The sequence below is a fragment of the Lysinibacillus sp. GW821-FHT14F06 genome (assembly GCF_058803665.1).
This window is the reverse complement of the sequence record NZ_JBXAPF010000004.1, coordinates 13,454-31,491: the sequence shown is the minus strand read 5'-3', so window position 1 is coordinate 31,491 and position 18,038 is coordinate 13,454. Positions and strand designations below refer to the sequence as shown.

Genomic DNA, 18,038 nt, shown 5'->3' with positions numbered 1-18,038 from the left:
TAGCAACTTAAAATAAATTCATTTCCTTCCTTGTGTCACCCTTGCTCAACATATAATGCCCACAATTCATCGAATGCTTCAGTAGTAAGGTTGTCAGTCGCAAACGATTCAATATACGTTGAAAGCTCTTCAAAATCTGTGCCTTGCTTTGGAAAATTATGCTCATGAAACATCTCCTCTGCAAATCGAACCTTCTGATCTGACCAATCCCCACCGCGGAAAGTTAATACATATAAATAAAAGCTCTTTTTCATCTAGAAATTCCCCTTTTTATACTTATCTGCCTTCCGCTAGTTTATCAAAAAATCACATTCCCGTCATAAAAATAACAATTAAGTATTTTTTCCTACTAAAGTTTATTCAACTATTTTTTCATACCTTTTCGACTTGTGTAGTAGAAATTTAATAGGTGTTTTTATCTGAAAAATGAAAATTTTGCGAAATAACAATAGAAAAATATAGAAAAATAAGATAAAATTGAAATCGACTATTTGAAAATAGGAAGGTGATGGCGATGAAAAACTCACAAAAATTCAGTAACTCTCCGAAAAAACGCCCGTCTCTCTTTAAAACTAGCTTTTCCGCTAAAGAGAAAGCAATTGATTTAGAGGATAGTAGGCATAATCTCCCTCCTATTAAGGAAAAACGACAACGTTTTTATCATTTAATACGGGGTAAAGTGCTTATTATATTTACTCTTCTAATTCTTATTAATGGCATAATGGGTATATTGTCTTACGTCGATATACGGAATCTTCAGCGACAGATGGATGATTTTACTGAGAAAAATGTCCAAGAACAATTAACGGTTAATCAGCTTGCCTATGAAATTGCAAGACTCACAAATTTAGAACAAACATATTTAATTACTGGTAATGGCACTTATTCCACCTCATACCACATGAAAATAGACTCGATTAATAAAAAAATCAGCGAACTACAAAAACAGTTTTCAGATCGAGAGCTTGAGCTTGGACATATGCAGGCAATTGGTCAGTATTATAAAAATTACCTCGATTACTCTGAAAAAGTTATGACAATGCGTGATGATTTTGGGCTCGAACAGGCTCGAAAATTGATGATGGGTGCAGTTGGAGAAACAATGAAAACGCATATTGATAAAAATATCGAATCCATCAATACAGTGATGGATGAAGCAAATAAATCCAAATTAAATAAGCTGAACCAGCAAGTCAATATCTCTATTGTTTCTTTCTTTATCATTTCAGTAGTTGGCTTTATTGCCATCATTATATTTGGTTATATGTTATTTAAATCATTAAAAAATAATACACAAGCAATTAACAATTCTATTTTGGATATTGCGCATGCTGGCGGCGATCTGACAAGGCGCGTTAAAGTACGGAATCATGATGAATTTTCAACGATTGCCACTTGCACCAACACTTTAATAGAGTCCATTTCAAATCTCATAAAACGTGTAAGTGACCTAGCTGATCATGTTTCTAGCAGCAGTCAGGAATTAATGTCATTAGCGGATGAAAATGCTCGTACTATTCAGGATATTGCAGATGCTACAGCTGACATTGCAAGCGATAGTGACAATACAATTTCCAGCATAAACAGCGCCCAGCAAAAAATGAGTGATCTTGAGCATTCTATGCACCATTTAAATGAACAGGCCAATGCCGTTCAACGTGCATCCTTTGCTATGCAGAAAGCAGCTGATGATGGCAGTCGCTCAGTTGAACAATCTTCGCTAGTGATGCAGGCAATTGAAGAAACAATGGCCACGACGACAACTACAGTGGAAGCACTTGGACAAAAATCAGCCGATATAACATCAATCATTGGTACGATTACCGCTATATCCGAACAGACTAATTTACTAGCACTAAATGCCGCAATTGAAGCTGCACGCGCTGGTGAGCATGGACGAGGCTTTGCGGTTGTAGCTGATGAAGTTCGCAAGTTAGCCGAGCAATCTCAAAGCGCTGCGAAGGAAGTTACAGCAATCGTAACGTCCATTCAGGATGAAGTATCCTCTATTATTACACAAAACTATGAGGGGGTAACTTCGGTTATTCGCGGAGTAGAAGTGACAAATGAAACAAATCAATCATTAGCCAATATTTTATCGCATACACAGGAAACTACCTCCATTATTACAGCAATGGTAGAAAAAATTTCATTAACCCTTGAGTATAGTAATGCCGTAGCAAGTGATTTTGTCCATGTTAACGCCTTTGCTGAACAATCCGCTGCGAATACAGTCACTTCCGCAGCAGCAGCAACACAAGGCTCCGCTTCCATGCAAGAAATCAATGCTGCTGCAGTAGAACTAGCCCAACAAGCAGATAATCTACGTAGTTTAGTGAGTGAATTTAAGGTTTAATTACCCGAACTAACGAGGCGATAGTTTTGACTGACACGACGGACAAAAAAACTCCCAGCACAAAATTTCATGCTAGGAGTTTTCTTTATTATTTAAACAATGAACGGTATTCAGTGTAGCCTTCCTTTTCTAAATCCTCTTTTGGTACAAAGCGTAACGATGCTGAGTTAATGCAATAACGTAAGCCTCCAAGTTCCCTTGGTCCATCAGGGAAGACATGCCCTAAATGTGAATCAGCGTCCTTACTACGAACCTCCACTCGGCGCATTCCATGAGAACTATCAAAATGCTCGGTTACTTCCTCTTTTTCAATTGGCTTTGAAAATGCTGGCCAGCCGCAGCCTGAATTGAATTTATCAAGGGAGCTAAATAACGGCTTCCCTGAAACGATATCGACATAAATACCCTCTTCAAAGTGTTGATCGTATTCATTGCGGAACGGTGGCTCAGTTCCACTTTCTTGTGTTACATAATATTGCATGTCAGTTAGTTCTTTTAATCGTTGTTCTTTATTCATTTTTCTCGCCCCCAGTGTTGCTCCTGAAACGCTTTGCGACCCGAACCAATCGAATAGCGCTCGTAGTGCATTGGATTTTTCTTATAATAATATTGATGATAATCCTCAGCTGGATAAAATGTACTTGCTGGTAAGATTTTCACTGCAATTGGTTTATCAAATTTGCCAGATGCCTCTAAATCTGCTTTAGAACGTTCTGCTAATTCTCGTTGCTCCTCATCATGATAATAAATTACCGTTGTGTAGGACTCCCCACGATCATAAAATTGCCCACCAACATCTGTTGGATCAATTAATGTCCAAAATGTCGCAAGTAATTGCTCATAGGAATAGAGCTCATCCTCAAAGGTAATTTGTACTGCTTCCACATGTCCTGTCGTTTCAGAGCAGACTTGTTCATACGTTGGATTCACAACATGTCCCCCCGTATAGCCAGAAATAACTGATTCAATTCCAGGTGTTTCGTCAAAGGGCTTGACCATACACCAAAAACAACCACCTGCAAATGTTGCATATTGCTTTGCCATCCATGTCACTCCTTATTCACCTGGAACAATAATTTCCAATAAGATTTTATCTTTCGGTAAATTTAACTCTTTTGCTCGAATACGAGAACCAGAAGCTATATTAATACGTGATAAATCAATATAAATTTCTGCCTTATTTGGATTCACCGTAATCCAAGAAGGAAATTCCACCGAGTCACGCATAATTTTCATAGTCGTCTCAGGTGGAATATTTAACAGTCCTACATTCATACCTGTTTGCTTTAGAATGATGTTTCCTTTGTCATCAACAATCGGATCAAAATTCATAGTGATTGGTATTTCTGTATAAAAAACCGTCAGCTTACTTCTTAGCTGAATATCATCACCAATCGTAAAATCCAATGGCAGAGGCGATCCTTTTGCCGCGTCCTTTAAATATTTCTTTGATATCGATTCTAACTCCTTCGTTGTTGTTTGAACAACGAGGACATTCCCTTTTACTTCACTTTCACCTTCTGAACTCTTTGCTACAATTACTCCGTCTACAGGTTTTGTTGCTAAATACACAACGAGGAGGATTGCAAACAGCACTGTGCCTGCTAAGGCGAAAAATGCGATCTTCCATTTATTCATTTTGTCACTCCTCGAAGCCTATTTCCTTGTTAATTTTTTCTTCCATTTTACACTGCTCCATTGCTGCTAGAATTCGTTCCGTCATTTTCTCATAGCCTTTTGCATTTGGGTGAAAGAAATCGGTATGATATACGAGCTCTTTGTTTGAATCAAATAAATCCTCTACAGAGATATAGCAAGCATTCGTATCTTCACTTGCGATGTCTTTAATGACATTATTCCACTCCGTGATGATTGTATCAAATTCATTGGCCTCATTTGTCACGATAGAGAACGGATTATAAAAACCAATCAGCAATAAGGGTACCGTTGGGTTTTTCGCACGAATGCCAGCAATAATTTTACTATAACGTTCCTTATACGCCAGCAACTCTTTATCAAAAGCATCTCTTTTCAAGTTAAACAAATCCTGCCTAACTACCTTCATGACATCATTTCCGCCCATAGTTAATGAAATAAGCTGTGCATTTTGCAACTCTTCATCATAATGCCCTTTTTTCACTAATTTTAATAGCTGATCACTGCGTCTTCCTCTTTTTCCTCGATTGTCAACCTCTATATCAGAAACAGAGGGCCAAGCTAGCAATGAATCTGTTAATCTACCTACAAAACCGTCTTGACTATACTCATCACCGACACCATCTGTTAATGAATCACCCAGTGCCAAGTAATGTAGTTGTTTTGCGTTTTCATCATCAATTTTCCGTAAATCCTCTGGTGATGGCTCAAAAAAATGCTCAAAAATTTGCGTCAACATATTCTTAGAGGTTTTCTCCTCATCTTCTGTTTGTTGCTCATCCTGTTTCATATCTTGCTCCGTCCCTGCTTGCTCACCTTCAGGCTCTGCTTGCGGATTCGGTTCATCTATTGATATAGCACAACCACTTAGTACTAAGACGGTCAAACATGACAAAATAAATATTCGCCAAATGTCCATTTGACCACCTTCCATCATTTGCTGTTTCTTCTATTATAGAATAGTTCATACCGCAATGAAAAGTGACGATACCTAGCTAATCCATAAAAAATAAGTGTTTTTACTGTAATGTCTACTTTTTCCAGCACTCTAAAAATCAATTTCGCCTTGGCATAATTGCGTCCGGATTTTGAATTGTGCCTGCACAATTCATTCCTTTGAAAATCCGTGACATCCGCCGGAGGCTTTATCTTCATTCAGTAGGTGTTTGGAAACCCACTGAAAAGAAACCAAAACCAAACCGCATTCATCTTACCACCTATAGAAATGGGAGTCTTCTGCTGAATGAAAATAAAAAGCCACTACAATACTTATGTAGCAGCTCACATCTATTATTCTGCAAAATAAATAAAACCGATGGCTCCTGGACCAGTATGTGTAGAGATAATCGGTGATGTAAAGGCAATTTCTACGTCGTTAAAGCCTGTTCCTTCAATTAACGCTTTTAATGGTTCACCCATCGTACTTAGTCCATCAGCATGAGAGATTCCTACTGCCTTTACGGTTTTGCCAGTAGTATCCGCTTGAAATTGTTTAAATAAGTAATTTACAACCTGTTTATGACTTCTTACTTTAGAAACAGGGTTGTATACCCCGCCCTCTAAATTTGCAATTACTTTGATATTGAGTAAAGATCCAATAAAGCCTGTTCCTTTACCAATTCGCCCGCCCTTAATTAAGTTTTCTAGCGTGTCGACAATAACATATAAATAGGTATTTTCACGCACTTTTTCTAGACGTGCCACGATTTCTTCGACAGTTGCACCCGCATCACGCATTTTAATTGCCTCACGTAATTGAATGGCTAGTCCAATTGCAATAAAGCGTGAATCAATCACAGTGACATCTGCGTCTGTCATTTGTGCTGCCTGACGAGCTGATTCAACTGTCCCACTCATACCGCCAGTCATATGAATGGAAATGATTTGATCTCCATTTTGTCCTAGCTCATCATACAATTCTTTAAACTTCCCTGGTGCAGGCTGGGAGCTTTTTGGTAGATTTTTAGCATTTTTCATTAAACCTAAAAAAGACTGTGGTTCTAAATCAACACCATCTATATATGTTTGCCCATCAATTTGAATCGTTAAAGGCACGATATGTATACCATGCTGTGCTACTTCTTCCTTTGTTAAATCACAAGTTGAGTCCGTTACAATATGAATTCGTCCCACTTCGACACATCCTTTTACTTCATTAAAATTTATTATATAGACTAATGAAACATTATGTAAACATGACATTTGTCATTAGGTATCATACGAGGGTATTTATTTTGAAAACGCTACCTTTGCTACTATAGCGCTTTGTCGAGTACTTGTCTAACAATGTCCTTCATGGATTTAGACATTTATATGACACTTTTGATACTGAAAATATGACAAATGTAAATAGTAGGATGAAAATTATTGGGGTATAGTAAAAATATGAACGAAAGGAGTGTTTATAATGATGGATTCATTTGACTATAAAACATGGAGAGAAGAATTGTGGAATGCCATTACACATGGTATTGGATTTATCGCGAGTATTCCAGCACTAATTGTTCTAATTTTAGCTGCTGTACAAACAGGTGGAGCGCTTCAAATTACAACATTTAGTATTTTCGGTGCCTCTGTCATCATTTTATTTTTAATGTCAACACTGCTTCATAGTATGCCTGAAAAATACAAGTACTTTTTCTCTATACTTGATCATTCTTCTATTTATATTTTAATTGCAGGAACCTATACACCTTTTCTTTTAATTGCGATTGGCGGAACTTTGGGCATGACTTTATTATGTATTATTTGGTCCCTTGCCCTATTAGGCGTTATGTTTAAATGCTTCTTTATTAATCGCTTTGAAATACTTTCTTTAATCTTTTATATCGGTATGGGCTGGTTGATTATTTTTGCAATAAAGCCCATCTACCTATACTTAGGATTTAATGGCTTTGCTTTACTGTTAGCAGGTGGGCTTTTTTATACAATTGGTGCCATTTTTTACGCTTGGCGGTCACTTCCCTACAATCATACAATCTGGCATCTATTTGTATTAGCTGGCTGTGGATCAATGTATGCTTGTGTTTATTTTTACTTATAAATATTCAACATGAAAATCGCTCTTTTTTGATAAAGGAGCGATTTTTCACGTTAATGTGTATTAGATTGTCCAAATTTGTTCATCTATTTATATCGGAGCACCATCCGTATGATACTATAAATCATTGTAATTCAATAGCATCACTCTGTTCTTTTTCCAATATTATACATTCATGATGTATTTTGAGATTTGCTGTTCTTTTTCCTTTTGACCAGCTACACCAGTTTTAAGAAGTTTCTGATGGTTCTGTGTATCTTCAACTGATTTTAACAATTGATTTGCTAATTTTTGCGTAATCATATCTTTTATATCGCCAGAAGACACTTCTTTTTCTTCCTTCTTTGATAATTTCACTTCTCTAATAATTATTTTTTCTCCATTTTCTTTCGTTACTATATGGCGTATATAACCATTTTCTTTTTTTATTTCATATGTTGCTTTCTTTTTATTGTTTCTAAGAAATAAATCATCCGATAAACGATTAAAACCGTCTTTTTTTAATACACTAAAATAATTACTACTCCCTAATTGAACATTCAGTGCACCCATCCCCTAACTTTACAACCAATATTTATATACTTTCTATCGTCATAATAATTTTTATTTAAATATTCCTTTCTTTTTTCTCAAAGCTTAGGTTTATTCTCAAGATTCCTGAGCCTTTCTGATAGTGATTTTTTGTAGCTCAATCTTGTTCAATGCGTTTACTCGTTATTGCCCAAATATCTAATGCTATTCATTAGGAATACTTTTACAGTGATTTACCTATTCAGCCCATCTCTATTTTTTGCGTTCAAAAATCTGATATTCGAATGTATAACCTTCTGGTGCCGTTTCTGGCTTTTCTGAAGATATTTGTACAAAATCCTGTTCATATTTCGGGAAATAGGTATCCCCATTAAAAGAATGATTAATTTGTGTAATATACAAACGGTCAGCGATAGCCATCGACAGGCGGAAAATTTGCTCACCTCCTATGATCATAATTTCAGGAACATCTCCAGCAAGGAGGAGGGCATCCTCTAAACTTGTCGTTGTTTCAATCCCTTCTGCATGATAGCTTTCGTCACGAGAAATCACGATATTTCGACGACCAGGTAAAGGTCTGCCAATCGATTCAAATGTTTTACGTCCCATAATCATAGGTTTGCCCATCGTTTTGTTTTTAAAATATTGTAAATCTCCTGGTAAATGCCATGGCATACCATTTTCATAACCAATCACATAATTAGTATCATGTGCCACAATTAAAGAAATCATATTGTCCCTCCAAATACTTTCATTCATCTTATTATAAACAAATTTTACTGTGACAATTAGTATATTTCTGCTCATTCATCAAATAATCTTCTTTTTCGGTATTAAATCCTAGTAAAATTATATGAATAGTTTATAATAGAGTCATCGAATATAAAAAAGGATGGATGATGATGACAAAACTAACAAATGAGGCTATTCACTACATTGAAGCAAATGACTCTTCTATTCCGTATTATAATTTAACACCTGCAGAGGCTCGTGCTATTCGAACAGTGCCAAAATGGGAGTCAGCACATGCTCCTCAGCTTGCTTCTATTACGGATAGAAAAATAACTGTACGAGATGGAGCTAAAATAAATGTTCGTATTTATAAACCTACTTTTGACAAATTACTCCCTGTCATTGTTTATTATCATGGGGGTGGTTGGGTTTTTGGTAATTTAGAATCTTCTGATGCGGGATGCAAGCTATTGGCAGAAAAGGCTCAAGCAATTGTTGTATCAGTTGATTATCGTCTAGCGCCAGAATACCCATTCCCTATTCCGCTTCACGATGCCTATGATAGCTTAGTATGGATTTACGAAAACATCCTGCAATTTGGTGGGGATGCAGCAAGAATAAACGTAGCTGGTGACAGTGCAGGTGGAAACTTAGCAACGGTGGTTACCTATCTAGCTGCTACATTAAATGGACCAGCCATTCAAGCACAGGCACTTATCTACCCTGTCGTGAATGTAGATTTTACAACAGCATCCTACAGTACTTATGGAGAACATTATGGTTTAGACAAACAAGGGATGCAATGGTTTGCAGGACTTTACACAGATGGGCAAAACTTTAAAGATCCACTTGTTTCGCCGCTTCAGATTGAGGATGTAAGTGTTTTGCCAAAAACAATTATTATTGCTGCAGAAGCAGATGTTCTCTATGATGAAGGTCTTGCTTATGCACAAAAACTTGTCGATGCAGGTGTAACCGTTGAGCATATCAACATGACTGGATTAATCCATAGCTATTTCAGCAAAATGAACTTTTTTGAAGAGGCGACAATACAAACAGCTGAAAAAATTGCTAGTTTCATGAAATAAGTTTGTCTATCACCATAAAAGAGTGCGATAATAGAGCAAAATGCTTTTTAAAGGATGACAATATGACACAAACGATTACTTTACAAATAAAAAATCCCTTTGCTGATCAATTAAAAAAAGGCTATCCTCTTATTTCAAAGGATGCTGTTGACGCAGGTCAACTTCCTAAAAAAGAAGGTTCTCTATTAAGACTGCTGGATAGCCATCAACGTTTTCTTGGCATAGGCTATTATGGCATACAAAATAAAGGCATTGGTTGGGTGCTAACAACTGATGCTAACGAAAAAATAGACAAAGCTTTTTTTATTAAAAAATTTACAAAGGCACTTGCAAATCGTCAGGCCTTCTTCGATGATCTTAATACAACAGCTTTTCGTATTTTTAATGGTGAAGGCGATGGCATAGGTGGGATCACCATTGACTATTTTGATTCTTACTATCTAGTGAGCTGGTATAGTGCGGGTATCTATTTATGGAAGGATATGATATACGAAGCACTTGCTGAGACGGTAAGTTACTCAGCTATTTATGAGAAAAAGCGATTTGATCTTAAAGGGCAATATATAGAACAGGACGATTTTGTTATGGGAACGTCTGGTGAATTTCCAATCATTGTTTTGGAAAACGGCATGAGCTATGCTGTTCATTTAAATGATGGAGCAATGACAGGTATTTTCCTCGATCAACGAGATGTAAGGCTTGCAATTCGTGAACGTTACGCAGATCATAGGAACATGCTCAATACATTCTCCTATACTGGAGCATTTTCGGTTGCGGCAGCACTCGGAGGAGCAATCAAAACGACAAGTGTGGATGTAGCAAAACGCAGTCTAGCCAAAACAATTGAACAATTTAGTGTCAATGAAATTGATTATGAAACACAGGATATTAAAGTCATGGATGTCTTTAACTATTTTAAATATGCACAGCGCCATCAATTAAAATATGACCTTATTGTTTTAGACCCTCCTAGCTTTGCACGGACGAAGGAAAGAACGTTTTCTACAGCGAAAGACTATCCAAAATTGCTAATTGATACGATAGCCATCACTGAGAAAAATGGTATCATCGTTGCTTCAACTAATAACGCAAGCTTTGGTATGAAAAAGTTTAAAAGCTTTATTGATCAGGCCTTTAAGGAAACTCGTACACGCTATAAAATTGTTGAAGAATACAGCTTGCCGAAGGATTTCCGTGTACCACGTGAGTATCCCGAATTTAATTACTTAAAGGTTGTTTTTATTAAAAAAATGGACTAAATTTAATTGAGACAGAGTCACTTAAACGATTCTGTCTTTTTGTAAGGATAAAATTCTAATTTATTATAGGTAATTGGAGATGATTGAATGGAGTATATTCGTGAAAAATTAATGATTACTACCGAAAGGCTAGTCCTTCGATTATTTCAAGCATCAGACGCAGAAACGGTAGCAAAGCTTTGTAATAACTATAATATTTATAAAAGTACAATGTACCTGCCTTATCCATATAGTTTAGATGATGCGTTGTCATGGATTGAACGCCATTATGATCATTTTATGGAAGATATTTCGTACGAATTTGCAGTAACAGATAAAGAAACTGGTGAATTATATGGAGCAATTGCATTATCGAATAACAAACGTTTTAATCAAGGAGAAATTGCCTATTGGATTGGTGAGCAATACTGGGGAAAAGGCTATGCAACAGAGGCAGCGCAGTCGATCGTCCAATTTGCTTTTGAAGTAAAGAAACTGCATAAAGTGTTTGCTCGATTTTTTTCATCGAATCCTGCATCAGGAAAAGTAATGGAGAAAATCGGTATGACACAAGAAGGAATATTAAAGGATCATATTCTAAAAGACGGTAAGTATAAGGATTTAGTGTTTTTTGGAATTATAAATCAATAATTTTGCAATCTAGTTTCTCTATTTTAAAAAGGTGGCCTAAGGAGCATTTTACCTTCTTAAGCCACCATCCTCAATGATTTTTATAAATATTCCACAAACCAATCTCGAATGTATTCTAATCTTTTAATTCTTAACGTTGGTTTTCCGCTCCTTGAAAGTTCATGGTTAGATTCTGGGAAGCGAACAAATTTTGCTTCTTTTTTACGATGCTTTAAGGCGATAAACAATTGCTCTGCCTGTTCAATCGGGCAGCGATAGTCTTTTTCACTGTGTAAAATTAACAGTGGCGTTCGAATATTGTCCACATATTTCAACGGTGAATGATGCCATTGCTTTTCAATATCGTCTAGTCCTGCTTGGATTTGCCAGTCTGTAAAGTAATAGCCAATATCACTTACACCGTAAAAGCTAATCCAATTAGAGATGGAGCGTTGTGTAACGGCCGCTTTAAAACGGTTCGTATGACCAACAATCCAGTTTGTCATAAAGCCCCCATAGCTTCCGCCTGTAACACCGAGTCGGTTTTGATCAATGTAATCATAATGCTCCAATGCGTAATCAACAGCGGCCATTAAATCATTATAATCATTGCCACCATAATCACCTCGGACTGCATCAACAAATTTTTGACCGTAGCCATGGCTTCCGCGAGGATTCGTATACAGTACTGCAAAACCTTGTGCAGCAAGAATTTGGAATTCGTTAAAATAGGTGTTGGCATACATTGCGTGCGGACCGCCATGGATTTCAAGAATAAGTGGATATTTTTCCCCTTCCTCATATCCGATTGGCTTCATTATCCAGCCGTTTACCTTCCAGCCATCTGCCCCTTCATATTCAATGGCTTCTGGAATAGATAATTTTCTCGACTTTAAAAACTCTTCATTAACTTTAGTGAGCTGTTCCTTTTCACCAGTTTTTAAATTGACGGAAAATAGATCACCAGGATTTGTTGTCGTGCTGATGGCAACTACTGCTTTATCACGTTGAGAATCAAGTGAAAAACCATAGACATACTGATCGTCATGAATTGCTGGATATATTTCACCAGCAGTATTTCCAAAATAAATGGCTGTATTTCCGTGATCTGTTACTTGGAAGTAAAAGCTATGACTATCCTCCATCCATTGGACACATGGAGCCACGACACCTTGTAGAAAATCTCCGACTACACAATCACCAATAGGGGCGTCAAAATCACTCGTTACACTGGTTAAATTAGTTTGTTCTAAATCATACATCCATAGCTTTGCTTGTGTTGCGTTTTCAAATTCTCTCTCACTTCCAAGAAAAGCAATGTATCGACTGTTTGGGGACCATGAAGTTAGGTAGAACATCCCCCTTCCTTCTGTTAGCTGGCACGTTTGTTTTGTTTCTATCTCCAATAAATAAATATCATTATTGAAAGAAAAATCTACATCCTCTGTTAAATCAGCCAGATAAGCCAGATATTTTCCATTTGGTGACCATGTATCCAAATGGAAATGATGGCTTCCTGTCGTCACTTGTTCCAGCTCCCCTGTTTCAAGATGGACAATGGCAATGTGAGTATATTGATCCATATCGATAAAACCAGCAGCATCTGATTTATACTTCATGTTGTCTACTTCAAGTGGTTTAAGTTCTTTTTCCTCTTTCTTATCATCTTCTGCTTTATCAAAGATGTCTTCATTTTTACCAAGCTTTACGGAGAAGGCAATTTTTTTACCACATGGAGACCATGCAGGTGATGTCGCACCGTTTTTACAATGTGTAATTTGTTTGGCCTCTCCACCTGCTTTAGCAAGCACAAAAATTTGTGGCATACCAGTTCTCGTTGAGACAAACGCAATTTTACTGCCATCAGTAGACCATACAGGTGAATTCGTTTTATCATCACCGAATGTCCATTGTTGAGGATTTTTTTCATTCAAATTTATATAAAATAAATTAGATACATAGTCTTTCTTCTTTTCATCAATATAAGTTTCTACATAAACAACTTCTGTTCCGTCTGGTGATAATTGTGGATCTGATACTGATTTTAATCGATATAAATCTTCTGGTTGAATCCCATGTTTCACTGTTATTCGCTCCTTCTTGTTGAAATTCTTACATAGTACTTTATTTCGATGCCCTAAGTATTTTCCCTGCTTAAAAGAGAAATATTTTTAAGCCCAATAATCTTTTATATGTGAAGAAGTATTATACGATAACTAGGTTAGTAACAAAGGAACGGGATATATAACGCTAACTAGTTTTCAGAATTCCCGTGCAATGTCCCAATAGGCAGCCGTCTTTGTTCTACGATAAAATTTATAAAAAGGTTCATTTGATCGAGCATGTTCCTTGTAGAGCAGAATAATTGCATGGAGATAGTTTTCAATATGGTTAACTGGGATTCGTTTAGCAAACAATGTCCCCGCTTGAGCATTTGCCCCCATAGGCACAGCTCCCAAATAAACATCAAAGCTATCCTTTTGATAAACTAGACCAATATCATCATAGACAGCATTATAGCAAGCCGATGCACAGCCATTGACATTTAAACGTAATCTTGCAGGAACTGATATCCCTTTTATTGAAGAATATAATTGCTCTGTTATAGGGGCTGCCTCCATTTTATCGCCATCACAGAAGTCACATGCCTTCATTGCAACAATTGGACCTTGTTTAGCCAAATACAGGCCAGCTTTTTGCAGCTTGTTAAGTGCTTTATCTAGATCAACAGTAGGAATTGATAGTAATATACTGTAGGATGCAGAATATTTAATAGCACCCGTGTCTCCAACGACCTCTGCAATTATTTGAAATTGTGTAGGAGTAAAGTGCTTATTAATAATTCCAGGACTTACTGCAAGACGAGTAAACTCTCCCTGCTGATTTAGCTTTTCAAAGGTTTTCTCTGGTATATTCATATTAAATGCATTCATGTATGATGTCTCCTTATGAAAAAGGAGCCAGCAAAATGCTAGCTCAACTATTAAAAGTTATCTGGATAAAAGCCTTTTGCCAAAATTTGAATCGCTTCTGCGGCACGTACTCCTTCAGATGCTGCTGATAGTGGTAAAATAACAAAACGTTCATTTTTCACAGCTACTGTTTCTTTTAATGCTGGGTCATTCTTTAAGAAATTAATTTTTTCCTCAGCAGATGTCTCTCCATAATCAATGACAACGATCATCTCTGGATTACGCGCAACTGCCTCTTCCTTTGAAACAGTTGTCCACCCAGATTCTACATCACCAAAAACGTTTTTACCTCCAGCAATCGTTACCAATTCATTCATAAAGTTTTGCGCTGCTGTAAAAACATCCTTATCACCGCTATCAAAAACTAAAACTGGCAGCCCCTCTCCATCCTGTGGCAATTTGGCACGAACATCCTCTACATCTTTTGTCATTTGGTCGATTAAAGCTTCACCACGATCTTCAACACGGAATATTTTTGCGATATTACGAATATCTGTGAAAATATCCTCTAAAGTTGGCTTCGTCATATTGGAAGCTGTATGTAAATATGAGTGAATTCCTAATGCCTCAAGCTCTTCAGGAGTGCCAACACCTTTTTCACCAAAGGCACTTTTCCATCCTCCATATAAAAAGTCTGCCTCTACATCAATCACCTGCTCCTTTGTAGGATACTGGTCAGCTAATACAGGTACTTTGTCATAAGCAACTTGTAAAGGCTCATAAATTTTATCATCTAAATAGGCTGTACCAACCATTGAATCTTCTAAGCCTAAAGCTAGCATAATTTCTGTCACATGTTGGTTTAAGCTAATCGCTTTTTTGGGAGCTTCTTTATAAATCTGTGTTGTCCCATTATTGTCAATCGTTACTTCTGACGTTGCCTCTTGGGATGGTTCAACCTTTTCACCCTGTGTCGCTGATTCATTATCTTCCTTCGCACTGCATGCACCTAAAATAGCCATCAATGCCAGTGCAAAGACAAGCCACATGCTATTCCATTTCTTCATGTCTTTTTCTCCTTTGATGTTAAATCTATAGCAAGAAAGCCGCAGACTTCTTAACTACCATGTATTATGTACTGTGTAACAAATTGAAAAAGGGCATAAAAAAATCCCCTTGTTTCCAAGAGGTTCGCATAGTGAAAAAACGGCTTTTGACCTGAATCACTATCCCCATCCTCGTGGTTGAAGTAAAGATTAATATTGGCAGGTATCCTGGCTTAGGTTCATCATCTATACGCCTTCCCATAGTATGACTATAGTGGCATATTGTATAGACTCCCCATTTACAGTTGCGGGACAGCATCGGATTCTCACCGATTTCCCTTTTAAGCAAATGACAAAGGCCATTTGCACCAATATAAAGATTTATTGTTATAAATATTATTGATAGACTAGCAAAAGTAATTTCTGTTCGCAATCTCACAAAAAAATCCATTTACTTATTATCTTTATTATTATAGCACTATTCTTACAAAATCGAGAACTATTTTACATTAATTATTTTTCATAATCATTTGATTTGGAGTACTATTATGACATATTCGTATTTCTTGAATTCAACAAAATTCTGTTACAATGAAGTAGACGGATTTATAGAAACGAGGATTATTTATGCACAAAACTATTGGAGTCCTTGCTCATGTGGATGCAGGAAAAACAACATTCTCAGAGCAATTATTATTTCATACAAAAAGTATTCAGGCTCGTGGGCGAGTGGATCATCAAGATACTTTTCTGGATAATCATGAGCTGGAGCGTCAACGTGGCATCACTATTTTTGCAGAGCAAGGCCGATTGACAATTGGCAACGATACATATACATTAATCGACACACCTGGACACGTCGACTTCTCTCCTGAAATGGAGCGTGCGATCCGTGTTATGGATTATGCCATCATTGTGATTAGCGCAGTTGAGGGGCTACAGGGGCATACTGAAACAGTCTGGCACTTATTACGTCAGTATCACATTCCAACCTTCTTTTTTATCAATAAAATTGATCGTGAAGGTGCAGCGGTGGATCATGTTATGGCACAGCTTCAAAAAGATTACTCTGAGGATGTACTACTAGTAAATGAAATGTTCCATTCGGATTATATGCCTTCTAATATAATGGAATGGCTAGCTGAACGTGATGACAATCTTTTGGATGCTTTTCTTAATGAAACATTAGATAACACTCACTGTCTTGCCCACCTCCAAGCGTTGATTAAACAGGAGAAAGCCTTTTTATGCTTTACTGGCTCTGCATTAAAAGATATGGGGATACAGGAATTCCTAGCACAGCTCCCACTGCTTACTGAAACACATTTCGATGCTGCAGCACCATTTCAAGGTGAAGTCTTTAAAATTCGACATGATGGCCATCAACGCTTAACTTTTATCAAAGCATTACAGGGAACCTTACATATTCGAGATGAATTTTCATTTGGAGACGTAACCGAAAAAGTGACGGAGATACGATTGTATAACGGACATCGTTTTGAAGCCGTACAAGAAGTTACAGCTGGTGAAATTTTTGCTGTAAAAGGGCTTAGTTTAGCAAATATTGGTGCAATCCTTGGAAGCTCCAGTAACCCACAGCCCTATGAGTTAGTGCCAACCCTGCAGGCCAAAGTACAATACGAGGGTGAACAGCATATAAAGGAAGTCTTAAAAATCTTTCGTATACTTGAAGCGGAAGAGCCGTCATTACGTGTGATTTGGCATGAAAAATTTCAAGAGATTCAAGTACATATTATGGGTGTTATCCAGCTTGAGGTACTTATCGATGTGCTAAACAAGCGTTTTTCATTAGCCATTTCATTCGGGGAACCACAGATATTATATATGGAAACAATTTCATCAACTGTTACAGGATATGGTCATTTCGAGCCTTTAAAGCACTATGCGGAAGTACATTTATTAATGGAGCCAAGTGCACGCGGTACTGGTATTACATTTGTCAATGCATGTCATACGGACGATTTATCCGTTGGGCATCAACGACTGATTGAAAAGCATTTATTCGAGCGAGAACATCATGGATTACTAACAGGCTTTCCCGTGACTGATATTTGCTTTACGCTTGTAACGGGCCGTGCTCATATTAAGCATACCGAGGGCGGCGATTTTCGCGAGGCCACATTCCGGGCATTGAGGCAAGGGCTTGAGCAAGCGGAGAATGTCCTTTTAGAGCCGTATTACCGCTTTAAGTTAAAAGCATCTACCGATTTTATCGGCCGCATGATGACTGATATTCAGCAAGCATTCGGTACATTTGACCCGCCAATTATTTCCGAAGATGATGTCGTGATTACGGGCCGTGCCCCTGTCGCGACATTTATGAGCTATAGTACAACCTTTGCGGCCTACACTAATGGTAAGGGTGTCCTTTCTCTGCAATTTGATGGCTATGATGTGTGTCATAATACGGAAGAAATTATTATGCAAGTCGGCTATGATAAGAATGCCGATCCTGAATATACATCTGCCAGTATTTTTTGTGCAAAGGGGAAAGGCTATTCCGTTCCATGGCATGAGGCACAAGCAGCAATGCATTGTATAAAATAATTCAGAAAATAGAAACAGGGCATGGGAAATTACTTCCATGTCCTGTTTCTGTACTAAGATTGTATTAATTGGTTTTGCTATTGAGAAGATATTGACTAATTTGGGTTGTATTCTCTTGGACCTGAGCAGTTCTTGGGTTGACCAGAGCGATTTGCTCTTGAACCTAAGCTGTTCTAGGGCTGATTGGAGCGGTTCTCCCTTGTACCCGAGCTATTTTTGAGCTGACCGGAGCGATATTCAC

The 18,038-nt window shown here is 37.4% G+C and carries 17 protein-coding genes and 1 riboswitch; of the genes, 6 read left to right on the top strand and 11 right to left on the bottom strand.

Features of this window, described 5'->3' with window-relative positions:
• Positions 1-35: 35 nt before the first annotated feature.
• On the bottom strand, positions 36-254 hold the full coding sequence (locus tag AC1RNS_RS05055; protein WP_492991239.1) for a YozE family protein: 219 nt from the start codon (positions 252-254) through the stop codon (positions 36-38).
• A 260-nt stretch (positions 255-514) separates the two neighbouring features.
• Here AC1RNS_RS05055 and AC1RNS_RS05050 point away from each other — a divergent pair, with 260 nt between their 5' ends.
• Positions 515-2,356 carry a methyl-accepting chemotaxis protein gene (locus AC1RNS_RS05050; RefSeq protein WP_492991238.1) on the top strand — a complete coding sequence of 614 codons (1,842 nt, stop codon included), beginning with the start codon at positions 515-517 and terminating at the stop codon, positions 2,354-2,356.
• Positions 2,357-2,444: 88 nt separating this feature from the next.
• Here the strand turns inward: AC1RNS_RS05050 and msrB are convergent, their stop codons facing one another.
• The 5 genes from msrB to AC1RNS_RS05025 all read right to left on the bottom strand — a co-directional run bounded on the left by msrB (position 2,445) and on the right by AC1RNS_RS05025 (position 6,145).
• A complete protein-coding gene (gene msrB / locus AC1RNS_RS05045) occupies positions 2,445-2,873 on the bottom strand; it encodes a peptide-methionine (R)-S-oxide reductase MsrB (protein ID WP_492991237.1) in 429 nt (142 codons plus the stop codon).
• Positions 2,870-3,400, bottom strand: coding sequence for a peptide-methionine (S)-S-oxide reductase MsrA (msrA, locus tag AC1RNS_RS05040; protein WP_492991236.1), 531 nt, complete (start codon positions 3,398-3,400; stop codon positions 2,870-2,872). The genes msrB and msrA overlap by 4 nt, the downstream gene beginning before the upstream one ends.
• A 12-nt stretch (positions 3,401-3,412) precedes the next feature.
• Positions 3,413-3,994 carry a YpmS family protein gene (locus tag AC1RNS_RS05035; protein ID WP_286926659.1) on the bottom strand — a complete coding sequence of 194 codons (582 nt, stop codon included), beginning with the start codon at positions 3,992-3,994 and terminating at the stop codon, positions 3,413-3,415.
• A 4-nt stretch (positions 3,995-3,998) separates the two neighbouring features.
• The gene (locus AC1RNS_RS05030) at positions 3,999-4,949 is read right to left on the bottom strand and encodes a GDSL-type esterase/lipase family protein (protein ID WP_492991235.1); all 951 of its coding nucleotides are present in this window, start codon (positions 4,947-4,949) and stop codon (positions 3,999-4,001) included.
• Positions 4,950-5,302: 353 nt separating this feature from the next.
• The gene (locus AC1RNS_RS05025; protein ID WP_492991234.1) at positions 5,303-6,145 is read right to left on the bottom strand and encodes a DegV family protein; all 843 of its coding nucleotides are present in this window, start codon (positions 6,143-6,145) and stop codon (positions 5,303-5,305) included.
• A 274-nt stretch (positions 6,146-6,419) separates the two neighbouring features.
• Between AC1RNS_RS05025 and trhA the strand changes: the two genes are divergently transcribed.
• On the top strand, positions 6,420-7,055 hold the full coding sequence (gene trhA, locus AC1RNS_RS05020; protein ID WP_492991233.1) for a PAQR family membrane homeostasis protein TrhA: 636 nt from the start codon (positions 6,420-6,422) through the stop codon (positions 7,053-7,055).
• A gap of 162 nt (positions 7,056-7,217) precedes the next feature.
• Here trhA and AC1RNS_RS05015 read toward each other — a convergent pair whose 3' ends face one another.
• Both AC1RNS_RS05015 and AC1RNS_RS05010 read right to left on the bottom strand, forming a co-directional pair.
• The gene (locus AC1RNS_RS05015) at positions 7,218-7,604 is read right to left on the bottom strand and encodes a hypothetical protein (protein WP_492991232.1); all 387 of its coding nucleotides are present in this window, start codon (positions 7,602-7,604) and stop codon (positions 7,218-7,220) included.
• A 231-nt stretch (positions 7,605-7,835) separates the two neighbouring features.
• On the bottom strand, positions 7,836-8,315 hold the full coding sequence (locus AC1RNS_RS05010; RefSeq protein WP_492991231.1) for a dihydrofolate reductase: 480 nt from the start codon (positions 8,313-8,315) through the stop codon (positions 7,836-7,838).
• 170 nt (positions 8,316-8,485) lie between these two features.
• Between AC1RNS_RS05010 and AC1RNS_RS05005 the strand changes: the two genes are divergently transcribed.
• The 3 genes from AC1RNS_RS05005 (at position 8,486) to AC1RNS_RS04995 (ending at position 11,292) form a co-directional block, all read left to right on the top strand.
• Positions 8,486-9,403, top strand: coding sequence for an alpha/beta hydrolase (locus tag AC1RNS_RS05005; protein ID WP_492991230.1), 918 nt, complete (start codon positions 8,486-8,488; stop codon positions 9,401-9,403).
• Positions 9,404-9,465: 62 nt separating this feature from the next.
• Entirely contained in the window at positions 9,466-10,662 is a 1,197-nt protein-coding gene (locus AC1RNS_RS05000) for a class I SAM-dependent rRNA methyltransferase (protein WP_492991229.1), read from the top strand.
• An 87-nt stretch (positions 10,663-10,749) separates the two neighbouring features.
• Complete coding sequence (locus AC1RNS_RS04995) at positions 10,750-11,292, top strand: GNAT family N-acetyltransferase (protein ID WP_492991227.1); 543 nt, start codon at positions 10,750-10,752, stop codon at positions 11,290-11,292.
• Positions 11,293-11,372: 80 nt separating this feature from the next.
• Here AC1RNS_RS04995 and AC1RNS_RS04990 read toward each other — a convergent pair whose 3' ends face one another.
• The 3 genes from AC1RNS_RS04990 to AC1RNS_RS04980 all read right to left on the bottom strand — a co-directional run bounded on the left by AC1RNS_RS04990 (position 11,373) and on the right by AC1RNS_RS04980 (position 15,250).
• Complete coding sequence (locus tag AC1RNS_RS04990) at positions 11,373-13,361, bottom strand: S9 family peptidase (RefSeq protein WP_492991439.1); 1,989 nt, start codon at positions 13,359-13,361, stop codon at positions 11,373-11,375.
• 171 nt (positions 13,362-13,532) lie between these two features.
• Complete coding sequence (locus AC1RNS_RS04985; protein WP_492991225.1) at positions 13,533-14,204, bottom strand: precorrin-3B methylase; 672 nt, start codon at positions 14,202-14,204, stop codon at positions 13,533-13,535.
• 50 nt (positions 14,205-14,254) lie between these two features.
• A complete protein-coding gene (locus AC1RNS_RS04980; RefSeq protein WP_492991223.1) occupies positions 14,255-15,250 on the bottom strand; it encodes an ABC transporter substrate-binding protein in 996 nt (331 codons plus the stop codon).
• 180 nt (positions 15,251-15,430) lie between these two features.
• Positions 15,431-15,617, bottom strand: a riboswitch (cobalamin riboswitch).
• A gap of 239 nt (positions 15,618-15,856) precedes the next feature.
• On the opposite strand from AC1RNS_RS04980, the gene AC1RNS_RS04975 reads away from it, so the two are divergent.
• A complete protein-coding gene (locus AC1RNS_RS04975) occupies positions 15,857-17,797 on the top strand; it encodes a GTP-binding protein (RefSeq protein WP_492991221.1) in 1,941 nt (646 codons plus the stop codon).
• Positions 17,798-18,038: the final 241 nt, after the last annotated feature.

Coding starts and splice junctions, on each gene's coding strand:
- AC1RNS_RS05055 (WP_492991239.1), bottom strand. CDS start 254: ATGAAAAAGAGCTTTTATTTATATGTATTAACTTTCCGCGGTGGGGAT.
- AC1RNS_RS05050 (WP_492991238.1), top strand. CDS start 515: ATGAAAAACTCACAAAAATTCAGTAACTCTCCGAAAAAACGCCCGTCT.
- msrB (WP_492991237.1), bottom strand. CDS start 2,873: ATGAATAAAGAACAACGATTAAAAGAACTAACTGACATGCAATATTAT.
- msrA (WP_492991236.1), bottom strand. CDS start 3,400: ATGGCAAAGCAATATGCAACATTTGCAGGTGGTTGTTTTTGGTGTATG.
- AC1RNS_RS05035 (WP_286926659.1), bottom strand. CDS start 3,994: ATGAATAAATGGAAGATCGCATTTTTCGCCTTAGCAGGCACAGTGCTG.
- AC1RNS_RS05030 (WP_492991235.1), bottom strand. CDS start 4,949: ATGATGGAAGGTGGTCAAATGGACATTTGGCGAATATTTATTTTGTCA.
- trhA (WP_492991233.1), top strand. CDS start 6,420: ATGATGGATTCATTTGACTATAAAACATGGAGAGAAGAATTGTGGAAT.
- AC1RNS_RS05015 (WP_492991232.1), bottom strand. CDS start 7,604: ATGGGTGCACTGAATGTTCAATTAGGGAGTAGTAATTATTTTAGTGTA.
- AC1RNS_RS05010 (WP_492991231.1), bottom strand. CDS start 8,315: ATGATTTCTTTAATTGTGGCACATGATACTAATTATGTGATTGGTTAT.
- AC1RNS_RS05005 (WP_492991230.1), top strand. CDS start 8,486: ATGACAAAACTAACAAATGAGGCTATTCACTACATTGAAGCAAATGAC.
- AC1RNS_RS05000 (WP_492991229.1), top strand. CDS start 9,466: ATGACACAAACGATTACTTTACAAATAAAAAATCCCTTTGCTGATCAA.
- AC1RNS_RS04995 (WP_492991227.1), top strand. CDS start 10,750: ATGGAGTATATTCGTGAAAAATTAATGATTACTACCGAAAGGCTAGTC.
- AC1RNS_RS04985 (WP_492991225.1), bottom strand. CDS start 14,204: ATGAATGCATTTAATATGAATATACCAGAGAAAACCTTTGAAAAGCTA.
- AC1RNS_RS04980 (WP_492991223.1), bottom strand. CDS start 15,250: ATGAAGAAATGGAATAGCATGTGGCTTGTCTTTGCACTGGCATTGATG.
- AC1RNS_RS04975 (WP_492991221.1), top strand. CDS start 15,857: ATGCACAAAACTATTGGAGTCCTTGCTCATGTGGATGCAGGAAAAACA.